Below are 12,891 nucleotides of genomic sequence, written 5' to 3' on the forward strand. Positions count from 1 at the left end.
TTATGAAGAAGGAAGAGTTTCGGAATGCCCTAAAGCCCATTACAGATGGACTTTTCGGAAAGCAGAGGACAAGCGTGTATGAGCGCCCCCACTTTGACGTACGTCCAATCGAAGACATGGTAAATGACTTAGCGGAAATTGAACCGGTGGAATGGTATTCCTATGCATTTTCCAGAGAGCCTTTAAATGGAAGGTTTAACGAGGAGCAGCGAAAGGAATGGATGGAGAAAAGTCTGGCCTGCGGCAAAGAATATGCTCATAAGGTTTGTGAAAAGTACCAGACCAGGGATCCTAAGAAGCTGGCACAAGCCATGGGAATGGATATCTCCTTTCCGGAATACCCGGATAAAACCGACCGGGTGCTATTCGCTGAATACCGGGTACCTAATAAAATCTGCATCTATATGGATGCAGTGAAAAAAGGGGAGAAGCTCTTTGGAAGGCTGGGGATTTCAGAATTGTTAGCAGAGGGGCTTGATATCAGCCGCCTTCTGCTGGCCCACGAGCTTTTTCATTTCGTGGAAGAGCAGTACAAACATGAAATTTTCACGAAGACAAAGAAGGTCAGACTGTGGTCCCTTGGTTTTCTTCATAACGATTCTAATGTGATCGCCTTCAGCGAAATTGCGGCAATGGGGTTTGCCCAGGAGATCATGGGAATCACCTATTCCCCCTATATAATGGATGTATTTTTGGTATATGGCTATTCACCGGAAGAAGCCAGCGGACTTTACGAGGAGATGATGGTCTGCGCGGGGAGAACGCCGCGGACCGCCTAAGAGAAAGAGGAGAAGATATGAGTTTAAAAATTCCATATGAGGCAGTAAAAGAAACAATTAAAAAAGCGTTGTTAAATGCAGGTCTTACCATGGAACAGGCTGAGGTCTGTGCAACCATCCATGCCCAGTCCAGTGCCGATGGAGTAGAGAGCCATGGATTAAACCGTGTTCCGCGTTTTGTAGAATATGTGCAGAAGGGCTGGGTGGACCCAAAGGGACAGCCGGAGCTTATAGGGGCCAGAGGAGCCGTTGAGAATTACGACGGACATTTAGGAATCGGTATTACCAATGCAATGTTTTGTGCAGACCGGGCCATGGAGCTTGCCAAGGAACATGGGATCGGATGCGTTGCCTTGAGAAATACGACACACTGGATGCGTGGCGGCACCTATGCATGGAGAATGGCGGAAGCCGGCTTCATGGGTATGAGCTGGATCAACACGGAGAGCTGTATGCCTTTGTGGGGCAGTGATGAGCCGGGCGTAGGAAATAACCCGTTCTGCATTGCCATTCCAAGAGTGGATGGCCCGATTGTTCTTGATATGGCGATGAGCCAGTATGCTTATGGAAAGCTTGGAGTTTACCGTCTGGCAGACAAAAAGCTTCCATTCCCCGGAGGCTTTGATAAAGACGGAAACTTAACGGATGATCCGGGAGCCATTGAGGAAAGCCGAAGGATCCTTCCCACCGGATACTGGAAGGGAAGCGGTATGGCCATTGCGTTAGATCTGGCAGCAGCTCTCATGGCAAACGGTAACAGCGGTTTTGATATGGATGAAGAAGGAAGAGGAAGCTGCACTGGCTGCTGTCAGATTTTCATTGCTTATGATCCATATCTTTTCGGAACAAAGGAAGAAATCCAGGAAATGCTTAACCGGCGTGTTGCTGCGGCGGATGCAAGTCATCCGGAGCGGGAAGGCGGCCAGGTTACCTGTCCGGGAGAACGCACCATCACCACCAGGGAACGCAGCATGAAGGATGGCGTATCCGTGGATGAGACTGTCTGGGACCAGGTAGTTGCCATTTCAGAAGGCGATTTATATACAAAAGATATTGCAAGCAAATAAAAAGGGACTGTTCCCCATGGGGAGCAGAAGGGAGAAAACTTATGCTTTTTTCTAATATTTCAGTTGCAGAAACATACGATTATCTGGAAGATAAATTCCGGGCAGCCTATGAGTGGCTGAGAGAAACGGATATCCGTTCTTTACCGGTAGGAAGCTATGAGATCAAGGGAGATATGGTGGTGGCAAATGTACAGGAATACACCACTTTTCCTGCAGAGCAGGGATCCTTTGAGACCCATGAGAAATATTTTGATATTCAGTACATGGTTTCCGGAAGGGAACAGTTCGGCGTCTGCAAAAGAGACGGCTTAAAGGTGAAGGAACGGATTGAGGAAAACGATGTGATCTTCTATGAAGAACCGGAGTTTAGCGGAAGCGTTCTGCTGGAAGAAGGAGATTTAATCATTGTGGCTCCTGAAGATGCCCATAAGCCCCGCTGCGCGGCAGGAAAGCCCTGTGATGTAAAGAAGGTCGTAGTAAAGATCGCCCTCTAAAAAGATCTGTCCGGCCTATCGTAATTCCAGGCCGGACAGAGAACGTTAAATGATATTCATGGTCAAAGGCATCATAAGGTGGGTGATCAGGACCTGATAGGCCTGGAGGCTATCCTCTTTTTTCAGATGCTGGTAAAAGGTTAAATGTTCTTCGTAGGTTGCCTGTGCACGGCCGGTGACGGTCAGAGCATTGGCAGTGGTCAGATGTATGGTATAAAGAAGGCGCTGGAACAGATGGTCAAATTCGCTGTTCTCAGCGAAATGGACTAAAAGCATATGGAACTGATGGTCTTCTTCTGTAAAGGAATCCGGGAAATTCTTTGCGGAGAGAGCGGTTTTCTGCCTGGCAAGGGATTCTTCCATATCCTTTAAAAGCTTGTGAAGCCGTTTTTTATCCTCGCAGCCTGCGGCCAGATGGACACAAAAGCCCTCAATGGCGCAGCGGACCTGGATGGATTCCCGCATGGTCTCCTTGTCCAGACGCCGGATCATGAAACCGCGGCTTGGAATGATGGTAATATAACCTTCCTGAGAGAGATACTGAAGTGCCTCACGCAGAGGGGTCCGGGAAATACCCAGCTCCTTTGCCAGTCTGGTTTCCGAGTATAAAACCTCTGAGTCCAGGGATTTGGAAAGGATCTGTTCTTTAATTGTATGATAAGCCTGATATTGCAGGGAACCGGTATCGTTCATGAAAGACTCCTGTCGTTTTTGGAAATACCAGACAGCCTTGTCTGGCTATAAGTGTTACGGAAATTATCATACCCGAAAAGATCCATGAAGTCAATAAAAAAAGATTGACCGGTATACCGGTATACTGGTATAATAAATAGAGAAAGAAAAAACTATTTTTAACACAGGAGGTACTAACAATGAGCGCATATGAACTGGGAAATGGGTTAAGAGTCATTGATTTAACAAAGCAGCTGGATCCGGAAACTGAGACAAGACGGTGCCATTTATTCCGTTTTAACACAGGCGGTCCTATTCCGGATTTCCACACCATTATGGACTTAACCAGCCATTTAGGCACTCATGTGGAATGTCCATATCACCACAACGATAACTGGACAGACGTACAGGGTCTGCCTATCAGCACCTTCATGGGCCGTGCGATCCTTGTAAACATCGATCATATGGAGCCTAACGGCAAGATTAAGGGAGAAGATTTAGAAAAAGCCTGCGGCGACCGCATCAAAGAAGGAGATATCGTTATCCTGGATTCCCCACGCAAGCTTCCCCCATTCACTCCTGCTTCTAATACGAAAGAGGATAAGCGCCTTTTCATCTGCCGTGAGACTGCAGAGTGGTTAAAGGAGAAGAAAGTAAAATGCGTTGGCTTTGGCGACGGCGTTTCCATTGAGAGCAACAACGAGGATGTATGCGCATTCCACGATGTTTTGATGGAGGTTGATGTAGTATTCTTAGAGGTATTAAAGAATTTAGAAGAGCTGACCACTGACACTTTCTTCATGTCCTACGCTCCGATTCCGATCAAAGGACTGGATTCCTGCCCGATCCGCGCATATGCCATCGAGGGAATTGCGGAATTTTCGAAATAATAGAGGGTGATATTTATGAAGATTGCTGTTATAGGGGCAGGGGCAATGGGTTCCATCTATGGTTCCCATTTGTCCTTGAACAATGAAGTATATATGGTAGATACGGCGCCTGCAGTTGTGGAGCACATCCAAAAGGAAGGGATCAAGGTTCTGGAAGATAACGAGGAGCATATTTACCGTCCCAATGCTGTTGCTTCCACAGAAGGTATGGAGCCTGTGGACCTTGTCATTCTGTTCGTTAAATCCTTATATTCCAAAGCAGCACTGGATGCAAACAGAAGCCTGCTCGGCCCTGGAACCTACTTGATGACCTTGCAGAATGGTTCCGGCCATGAGGATATCCTGGAGGAGTTTGTTTCCAGGGATCATATGGTTATCGGTACCACAGACGACAACGGCGCAGTTTTGGGACTTGGCTATGTGAAACGAGGCGGTACAGGCAATACCAACGTAGGCATGCTGGCAGAAGATAAAGAGCAGTTCCTTCCAAGGCTGAAAGAAGCTTTTGAATGCTGCGGCTTTCGGGTAAATGTCCATTCCAATATCCAGCAGCTTATTTGGAACAAGCTTTTTACTAATGTATCATTAAGTGCGGTCACAGGCATACTTCAGGTGGATATTGGGTATATCGCATCCAATGAGCATGCCTTTAATATGACGGTCCGCCTGATTAAAGAGGCGGCTTCCGTGGCCCGTGGTCTGGGCCTACATGCGGATGACGATGAGATCATAGAAAAGGTGAAGAAAACCTCGGAGATGTCTCCAAACGGCTGCACCTCCATCCGTGCAGATCTGCAAAATGGACGGAAAACAGAAGTAGATACGATCAGCGGTTCCGTAGTAAGGGCTGCAAAGAAATGCGGCATTCCGGTACCAACCCATGAGTTCCTGGTGGAAATGGTACACGCTATGGAAGACAAAAGCCGGTAACAGGATATAGAAAGAGGCTGGTTTTCCGCCGCAGGGTGTATGCGCTGCCGGAAACCGGCCTCTTAATCTTTTATCTTCGTAAAGGCAACGGGCCAAGGTCAAGCTTGCTTGATTTTGACGACTGAGAGAAGGGGTCTTATACATGTAAAGGGGAAAAGTCAAATGAGAAGGGGGATTACAAATCATGAAGAAATTATATGTTGCTTCCATTACTCCGTTTCAAGAAAATGGAGAAATCAATGAATCCGCTGCAAGGCAGCTTTGGGAGAGAAATATTTCAGAGGGAGCGGATGGATTTTTTATCGGGGGAAGCTCGGGGGAGTGTTTTCTTCTGACCAGAGAGGAGAGGGTCCGTTCCTTTGAACTTGCTTCAGAATATGTAAACCGCGCGGATATATTTGCTCACGTAGGATCCATCAGTACGGAGGAAGCTGTATTCTATGCGAAAAAGGCAAAGGATTTGGGCATCCGGAATATAGCGGCGACTCCTCCGCTTTACTTTGGATTCTCTGAGAAGGAGATCGCAGGATATTACTACGATATTGCTGAGGCAATCGGCCAGCCGGTTCTCTATTATAACATCCCATCCAGCACCCACAAAGAGCTGGAAGTTTCCCAACCGGATATTCAGGCGCTTTTAAAATCCGGTGCAATAGGATCTGTAAAGCATACCAATCTTAATCTGCTTCAGATGGAGCGGATGAGGAATATAAATCCGGATATTAAGTGCTTCGGAGGCTTTGAAAGCTGTATGGTGGCTTTCCTCGCCTTTGGCTGTGACGGCTTTATCGGAAGCAGCTTTAATTTTATGCTGCCCCAGTTTAAGCATGTGATGGAACAGTATCTGGATGGAAGGGAGGAGGAAGCCAGAATCCTCCAGACCAAATGCAACAACATCCTGGATGTGCTTTTAAAGAACGGATTGTGTGCAAACCTAAAGTATATCGTTTCCAGCCAGGGAATTCCGGCCGGAGAAGTGAGAAAGCCCATGCTGCCTCTGACGCAGGAGAAGAAGGACGAGATGGATCAGGTGCTTAAGCAGTATCTGGAGATTCGCTAGTGCTCTTTGGATACAAGCCACAGAATCAGGTTCAAAATAATAAAGGAGATGTTAGACATATGAAAGCGGTACAAATTGTAAAACCTTATGAGTTAAAAGTCATTGATGTAGAACTGCCGGTAATGGACGAAAAAAATAACGTACTGATTAAAATGACTGCTGCAGGAATCTGCGGCTCCGATGTAGGTATTTACCATGGAACCAATGCTGCGGCTACCTATCCCAGGATCATAGGACATGAAATGGTGGGAAAAGTGGCGGAAGTCGGTTCCTCTGTCAAGAATTTAAAAGTGGGTGACCGTGTAATCATCAACCAGGTGACAAGCTGTGGCCATTGTTATCCCTGCCGGATCGGACGGGGCAATGTATGCGACCATCTGGCTGTACGCGGCGTTCACATTGACGGAGGGTATCGTGAATATATGGCTGTACCGGAATCAGACTGTTATGTACTTCCGGATTCCCTTTCTGATGAAGACGCTGTTATGATTGAGCCTGCCACCATCGGCATCCAGTCCTGCACCCGTGCAGAGCTAGACAAGGATGACATGCTTTTAATCTACGGCTCCGGCGCTCTTGGAAGCTCCATATTAAAGACCGCCCGTTTGATCTGTGACCATATCATTGTTGCGGACATCCAGGATGATAAGCTGGAAACTGCTAAAAAGAACGGGGCTGCTTATACGATCAATACCTCGAAGGAGGACCTCCAGGAAAAGGTAAAGGAATATACCCACATGAGAGGAGCTACGGTTTCCATAGATGCTGTTTGCAGCAAGGATTCCCTGACTCAGCTTCTCCAGGCTACCGGAAACGCCGGCCGGGTTATGACCATGGGATTTTCTACGTCCCCTACGGAGGTCACTCAGTTTTCCATCACCTCTAAGGAACTAGATGTGAGAGGTTCCCGTCTTCAGAATAAGATGTTTGGAAAGGCCATTGAACTGATCAATGAGGGTAAACTGGATCTTAGCGGTTCTGTTTCTCATACCTTCCCCCTGATTCGCGCCCAGGAGGCGTTTGACTTTGTGGACAGCCATGATCCGTCTATTCGTAAGATCGTACTTACCTTTGATTTTTAGTCATAATGTATTCCCAAATAAATCAAGCGGTTCCTTCTGTATTTAAAACAGAAGGAACCGCTTTTTCTTATCAGCCGGCGCGTGCAGCGCATCCATAAGATAATCATATATACGCGTCATGGCTTCCGGCTCAACCCATTCAGGAGAATCCCGATAGCCGCCGTGCATGGTGCTTGAGACATCCATCTGACTGAGAATCATGTCAAACTCCGGTGGATGGCCCAAAAATCCGCTGCCCAGATTGGAAAGGGCATTTAGATAATGGATATCCCAACGGGGAATTGACGCTATGCTGATCGCAGGAATTCGGAGTCCGGAGAAAGAGGCTTCGTCGCTCTTAGGCAAAAATTTCACCAGGAGGCCGTTGTGGGCTGCCAGGATTTCCTTGTTGCAGAAAGTGCGTACAGACTCTTTTTTTGCATTCCCCCGGTCATAGACTGCGATGGTATCACCGTAACCGCATACATCCAGATTAATCACACCGGTAATGGCCTGGCGGTCCATTTGGCTGACGTAATGACGGCTTCCCGAATTGCCTGTTTCCTCTCCGTCAAAAAACGCAAAACGTGCAGGATAGTGTTCGGCGCGCAGGGCTTTGGCAAGAGCGATCAGGATGCAAAGGGCAGCAGCGTTGTCATTGGCCCCAAAGCTTCCGTATACCGCATCGTAATGGGCACAGAACAAGAGGCTGGGCCTGTTATCTTCCGGAGAAATTAAATAATTGATGATTCCTCTGGGAGCATTGGGAGAGGGAGCTTCTTCCTGACGTTCAAATAGCAGGTGTTCCTGCTCCAGGACCCTTTCCAAGGCCATACGGCGCAGATCAGGATCCTTCATGGAAAGTTCCGTTAAATATTTGTTCAGGTTCATGATCATTCCCCCTGTCGGGCGTCACCGGGCAGGCAGCTTTCAAGAGGCACTTTTATAACGATCTTGCGGATCGCCGCAGGGCTTTCTCCGGCCTGGATGGCAGGGATATGAACATCCCAGGGGAAATAAATGGCATAGGAGCCTGGAATCAGGCGGATGCGTCCCTCCGGAGCTACTGGATCATTGCGGAAGAAAAGAATGTCCCTGGGGGTATCAAGTAGATCCTCGTCTGCCTGACCGGTTTCATCCTTACTGTAAAAGCCGGCCTCTTCCGGGCCACCCTTGGCAAGAAACTGTACGTCGATATTTTTTCTGTGAATTTCCGGACGAAGGTCCTCCCGGTCTTTTGTGTCTAAATCAAGGACCTGCAGAATAACGGGCAGGCCGTCCAGTTCTATATTAAATACTCCTGGTTCATGAGCTGCCATATCGTTGTCCTTTAAAAAGCGGATGGCGCTGCGCAGGGGAGCCGGCAGCACGGCAAGCTGTTCCTCCAGCATGGGTTTGTAAATGTTTCCGAAAATCATGGGTAATTCCTCCTGTCTTATGGATTATTGGAGTCTTTCCGTCTTTCCTCTGTAGGCCCCTGTTACTGCATGGCCGTTAAGCCACCGTCCACACCTAGGATCTGGCCGGTCACAAAGGAGGCGGCATCGCTGCATAAATACAGTGCGGCGGCAGCAATATCCTCTTCACGGCCGATGCGTCCGAGAGGGATGCGGTCCGTCAGCTTTCCTAAAAATGCGGGATCATCCAGCTGGGATGAGTTAATAGGAGTCCGCACAAAGGTGGGCGCGATGGCATTGCAGGTAATGCCGTATTTTCCCCATTCACATGCTAATTGCTTTGTATACATATTGACTGCGCCTTTGCTGGTGCAATAAGCGATATAATCCTGTTTTGCACCGATAAAGCTCTTTACGGAAGAGAGATTGACAATACGCCCATATTGATTGGGAATCATGAAACGCTTTCCTACCGCACGGGTTACTGTGTGAATGCCTTTTACATTTAAGTCCATTACCTGATCAAAGGTATTTTCGTCGTAATCCTCCGCCGGCAGCAGACGGTTCATCCCGGCACTGTTAACCAGGATATCGATGCGGCCAAATGACTTGTCCACCTGATCAAGCATCTCTGCCACATCCTCACGGTCACGGATGTCACAGCGCAGGGAAAGAAAACTGCGGCCAGCCTGTTTTGCCTCTTCCTCAAGGCAGGCTGCCTTATCCGGATGCCCGCCGCAAACAGCCACGTCAGCTCCGTTTTGCAGGAAGGCTCTGGCAATGGCGCTTCCCAGACCTCCGGTTCCTCCTGGGATCAGGGCCTTCTTTCCGGTCAGTGTAAATATATTCTTATAGATCTCATTTTTCATAAAGAAACCCTTTCTGTTCCTGTAAACTGGTATCTGTCTGCTCTTTATTACTTTCAATAAAATAGTCCGGATAGCGTTCCTTCAAAGGGGATATTAACAAAAGGATCCGGGCCAAATGATGATGGTAAATGGTACACGCCCGGTCCGTATCCCGTTCTGCAAGCGCATCAGTAAGTGCAGTTAAATCCCTGAGAAAGTCTTCCATTACGGAAGCGTCGGAGGCAGATAAGTAGAGAAGCCTTTGTAAGTCCATTCCGGCTTTCTGGACGGGTTCCCATATAAAATCCATCTTGCCCGCCAGATCATAAAGCAGATGATAATATTCGGTGATCAGCCGGACGGACTGGGTTAAGTCCTTTTGGGCCAGGTAGTCCTCCTGCTGCATCAGATTATGATAAAGAATATCAAACTGAGGCCGTTTCACTTTTCGGATGAAAATGTTTTGAAGCATGGCTGTCCCAAGCTGCTTGTTAATCCATAAGGTCTGCTCAATTCGGTTAATGTCAATTCTGGATACAAAGGCTCCCTTTTGAGGGATGACGTCCACCAGATTTTTACGGGAGAGCTTGTAGAGCGTATCATGGACCGGCGTCCGGCTTATGCTCAGCGCATCTGCAAGTTCTACCTCGTTCATCTTACGGCCTGGGGGCAGATGAAGGTTCAAAATGAAATGCCGGATAATCCGGTATGCATATTGGCGTGCATCTTCTGTATGTCTCCGGGGCGGCAATTTTTGAAACGGTATGAGTGACATGTAAAGCTCCGTTCTGCCGCCTTGACTGGCGGCACAAATCAAATAAATAACGCCATGGGCGTTGGTGGCTGTCCTGTGTTGCCATCAAAAATTAACATAAGGCTTGTCTGGTACATGGTTTTATATGAGTACCAGGTATGGACAGGACAGAAATGAATTAAAATTGTATGCAATATCTATCTATATTTTATCATTCTTTGCTGAAAAAAGCTACTGAATTTGATGCTGCACGTGCCGGGAGCGAACCGGCGATTATGCCTGTTATCTGCTGGATATCGTGGAGGAATTTTACATTATCGGTAATAACAGAGGAGGAATAGTCAGCTAACATCAGAAAATTGTATGTCCAAAAGAGTTGAAATAAGCAGGAATTTTTGGAAATATATAGTACAATACAACAAAAAAATGATATTAACCTCTTGCATTTATTAAAAACGTATGATATAATTCCAGTGTTGCAGCAAATGAATAATATAATTTATATGCGCGAGTGGCTCAGTTGGTGGAGTACGACCTTGCCAAGGTCGGGGTCGCGGGTTCGAGTCCCGTCTCGCGCTCTATAGAAAACGCAGTTATTTATGAGGGTTTCCGAGTTTCGGGAACCTTCTTTTTGTTTACATAAATATAAGTAATCAAGTATAGTTAAAGCTTTTGAGTGACCACGAAACACAAGTATACATTCCGATTATTCCTTTTTAGAGGCACATCAGCGGCCGGCTTTATGTCTGAAACCCTTAACTTGTGAATGTCTATAAGAAATAATCACCTATATTCATTTATCTCATATTCTATATTAGATAAATGAATATATAGCTTATTCCATTAACCAGTTCTTTATAAGTACATAGTACTTTTAAGCTGAAATTTTAGAACTATCAATGGAAGGAGTAAATAATATGAATTTATCATCAAAAGCTAATTATAAAGATGATTATGAAAATAGTAATAAAAGAAGTGACTCATGCGGACAAACTCTAAAATGCGGAGAGGTTGGTCAAGCGCTATTATTTAATGGTGCAACTATAGGAACTACGGTACCAGCCGCTACTATTACATTAGATACCTCTAAATTTTGTAACCCATGTATCATGCTTGAATTTTCATCAAATATAATTGGAACACTTTTTCAAGGAACATTAAATTTTCAACTATTTCGGTCTTGTAATAATCAACTGCCAATCCCTGTTGGCCCGCAATACTATTTTTCACGACCGATACCGGCTTTTTTGGCTGATATGTTTTCATTTTTTGTATGTGATTGTAATTCATGTTCAAATGAATGCTGTACCTATAGTATTGTAGTTTCGGTCGGTGGATCTGCTCCTGTTATTGGTAATGTCGGCATATTCGCAGCAAGGCTGGCAGCAATTGTAGTAGATAAACCGAACCATGATGATGACTGTCACCCCTGCAATAAACTTTGCTGTAAAGATAACAGGACTATTTTAAAATGCGGAACATCAGGCGGTGTATCAATAGCTCCAGGTACTTTGGCAGGTACTGCATCTACCGTCAGTACGCTCTCTTTAAATACTTCCTGCTTATGTGAGCCATGCGTAAAGCTTGAATTTGCAAGCACGATAGCTTATTCAAGTCCTACTACTGCGGATAGCACCGTTGTAAATTTTCAGGTATTTAAACTTTGCAACAATCAGCTTAACCCAATACCAGTTGGTCCGCAATTGGTTTTTTCAGTTCCATATACAACGGTAATAGTTCCGCCAGCAGCACCTGGATTTTCTGGTACTTCAACGTTTTCTTTCTTTGTTTGCGATTGTGAGATCTGCAACCATGAATGCTGCACCTATTCTGTGGTAGCAACTACAGCAACGGCTGATGCTGCTGTTACAATTTCCAACGCAAGGCTTTCCGCAATAGCCGCAGATCATAACTGCAGATGCTGTTAATTTAAAATATTAAAACTTTACTGCTATAAAAGGCTCTGATCATTATCCGGGCCTTTTATTTTGCTAGAAAAGTCATCCTCAATTTCTACCAAAATTAACGTAACATAGTCATCTCTGTTTTTAGTACCTATCTCAAATATAAGATACTCCTCATAAGCATTTTTTCCTAGGTTTATCTGATGTTCCTTTGCGTACTGCATAATTTCTGTATACATTTCACTGATCCTTGGATAACTTCCCTTATAATAAACCTGGAGATACCAACCCTCTTTTCGCACAAGAGTGTTGTTTTTTTTATCAGCATTATTCGTTTTCGTATACAGATAGGAAAAGCTGTCAAATCTTTTATCACGGATATTATCAATGGTAAGCGATGCTCCCAGAAAATCAATCATACTTGCATTGCTGTTATTGCGGAATGCGATCAGCTCTGTTAAAAAGTTTGGGTAAGAGTTGTCATTGTCATTATCCATTAAGGTACTGCATAGCGCTTTCATGCTTTTATGATAAGCCGTCTCTATCATATTGTAGTCCACGGATAAGGCATTTTCTGTTAGTTCTTTAAGGGAGTCGATCTCACGTTTCGTGTTTTTTAACTTTTTAATTTCCTTAGACACTTCATTTGACTTTTGTTCCAGTAAATCTACCAGCTTTGCAGGATTTCTTTCATCCATATACTTTTTAATTTCTTTTAATGGCATTCCCAGCCTTTTTAATGCAGAGATAATAGAAAACGTATCGAATTGGCGGAAAGAGTAATAGCGGTAACCATTTTCTTTTATGATCTCAGGCTGAAAAAGCTTTATCTGATCGTAATGAAATAAAATATGCTTAGGAATTCCGCAGATTTTTGCAAACTCTCCTGTTGTTAAGTATTCATTTTTATCTTTAGACATAAAGTTACCTCAGTTCTATGCTGCATATTACGAATTTCATGTTTGCAGCCGCAGTATTGACACATGGAGTTTTTTTTTCTTGACTATAAGACAACCTTATAGTTTATAATAGTCA

Annotated in this window: 14 protein-coding genes and 1 tRNA gene; 9 read left to right on the forward strand and 6 right to left on the reverse strand. The window is 45.3% G+C overall.

Annotation, left to right across the window (positions count from 1 at the left end; all coding sequences use genetic code 11):
- Nucleotides 1–2: 2 nt before the first annotated feature.
- From H171_RS21255 to H171_RS21265, 3 genes are read left to right on the forward strand one after another with little or no spacing between them, the layout of a single operon-like run.
- Complete coding sequence (locus H171_RS21255) at nucleotides 3–779, forward strand: hypothetical protein (RefSeq protein ID WP_100306909.1); 777 nt, start codon at nucleotides 3–5, stop codon at nucleotides 777–779.
- 17 nt (nucleotides 780–796) lie between these two features.
- A complete protein-coding gene (gene yiaK / locus H171_RS21260) occupies nucleotides 797–1,846 on the forward strand; it encodes a 3-dehydro-L-gulonate 2-dehydrogenase (RefSeq protein WP_100306910.1) in 1,050 nt (349 codons plus the stop codon).
- 41 nt (nucleotides 1,847–1,887) lie between these two features.
- Nucleotides 1,888–2,340 carry a YhcH/YjgK/YiaL family protein gene (locus H171_RS21265; protein WP_100306911.1) on the forward strand — a complete coding sequence of 151 codons (453 nt, stop codon included), beginning with the start codon at nucleotides 1,888–1,890 and terminating at the stop codon, nucleotides 2,338–2,340.
- A gap of 45 nt (nucleotides 2,341–2,385) precedes the next feature.
- Here H171_RS21265 and H171_RS21270 read toward each other — a convergent pair whose 3' ends face one another.
- On the reverse strand, nucleotides 2,386–3,033 hold the full coding sequence (locus H171_RS21270) for a GntR family transcriptional regulator (RefSeq protein WP_100306912.1): 648 nt from the start codon (nucleotides 3,031–3,033) through the stop codon (nucleotides 2,386–2,388).
- Between the two features lie 179 nt (nucleotides 3,034–3,212).
- Here H171_RS21270 and H171_RS21275 point away from each other — a divergent pair, with 179 nt between their 5' ends.
- The 4 genes from H171_RS21275 (at nucleotide 3,213) to H171_RS21290 (ending at nucleotide 6,974) form a co-directional block, all read left to right on the forward strand.
- On the forward strand, nucleotides 3,213–3,902 hold the full coding sequence (locus H171_RS21275; protein WP_100306913.1) for a cyclase family protein: 690 nt from the start codon (nucleotides 3,213–3,215) through the stop codon (nucleotides 3,900–3,902).
- Between the two features lie 15 nt (nucleotides 3,903–3,917).
- A complete protein-coding gene (locus H171_RS21280) occupies nucleotides 3,918–4,832 on the forward strand; it encodes a ketopantoate reductase family protein (protein WP_100306914.1) in 915 nt (304 codons plus the stop codon).
- 184 nt (nucleotides 4,833–5,016) lie between these two features.
- Nucleotides 5,017–5,892, forward strand: coding sequence for a dihydrodipicolinate synthase family protein (locus H171_RS21285; RefSeq protein ID WP_100306915.1), 876 nt, complete (start codon nucleotides 5,017–5,019; stop codon nucleotides 5,890–5,892).
- 59 nt (nucleotides 5,893–5,951) lie between these two features.
- Nucleotides 5,952–6,974 carry a zinc-binding alcohol dehydrogenase family protein gene (locus H171_RS21290; protein WP_100306916.1) on the forward strand — a complete coding sequence of 341 codons (1,023 nt, stop codon included), beginning with the start codon at nucleotides 5,952–5,954 and terminating at the stop codon, nucleotides 6,972–6,974.
- A gap of 42 nt (nucleotides 6,975–7,016) precedes the next feature.
- On the opposite strand, the gene H171_RS21295 is transcribed toward H171_RS21290, so the two are convergent.
- From H171_RS21295 to H171_RS21310, 4 genes are all read right to left on the reverse strand, one after another.
- On the reverse strand, nucleotides 7,017–7,844 hold the full coding sequence (locus H171_RS21295) for a M28 family peptidase (RefSeq protein WP_100306917.1): 828 nt from the start codon (nucleotides 7,842–7,844) through the stop codon (nucleotides 7,017–7,019).
- Between the two features lie 2 nt (nucleotides 7,845–7,846).
- A complete protein-coding gene (locus H171_RS21300) occupies nucleotides 7,847–8,371 on the reverse strand; it encodes a YhcH/YjgK/YiaL family protein (RefSeq protein WP_100306918.1) in 525 nt (174 codons plus the stop codon).
- A 62-nt stretch (nucleotides 8,372–8,433) separates the two neighbouring features.
- Entirely contained in the window at nucleotides 8,434–9,219 is a 786-nt protein-coding gene (locus H171_RS21305) for an SDR family NAD(P)-dependent oxidoreductase (protein ID WP_100306919.1), read from the reverse strand.
- A complete protein-coding gene (locus H171_RS21310; RefSeq protein WP_100306920.1) occupies nucleotides 9,209–9,973 on the reverse strand; it encodes a GntR family transcriptional regulator in 765 nt (254 codons plus the stop codon). The genes H171_RS21305 and H171_RS21310 overlap by 11 nt, the downstream gene beginning before the upstream one ends.
- Nucleotides 9,974–10,457: 484 nt before the next feature.
- Between H171_RS21310 and H171_RS21315 the strand changes: the two genes are divergently transcribed.
- Together H171_RS21315 and H171_RS21320 are read left to right on the forward strand one after the other, a co-directional pair.
- Nucleotides 10,458–10,530, forward strand: a tRNA-Gly gene (locus H171_RS21315).
- A 339-nt stretch (nucleotides 10,531–10,869) separates the two neighbouring features.
- Nucleotides 10,870–11,880, forward strand: coding sequence for a DUF4489 domain-containing protein (locus H171_RS21320; RefSeq protein ID WP_100306921.1), 1,011 nt, complete (start codon nucleotides 10,870–10,872; stop codon nucleotides 11,878–11,880).
- Between the two features lie 23 nt (nucleotides 11,881–11,903).
- Here the strand turns inward: H171_RS21320 and H171_RS21325 are convergent, their stop codons facing one another.
- Nucleotides 11,904–12,776 carry a MerR family transcriptional regulator gene (locus H171_RS21325; RefSeq protein WP_100306922.1) on the reverse strand — a complete coding sequence of 291 codons (873 nt, stop codon included), beginning with the start codon at nucleotides 12,774–12,776 and terminating at the stop codon, nucleotides 11,904–11,906.
- Between the last annotated feature and the right edge of the window lie 115 nt (nucleotides 12,777–12,891).

The sequence above is a fragment of the [Clostridium] celerecrescens 18A genome (assembly GCF_002797975.1).
GTDB lineage: Bacteria > Bacillota > Clostridia > Lachnospirales > Lachnospiraceae > Lacrimispora > Lacrimispora celerecrescens.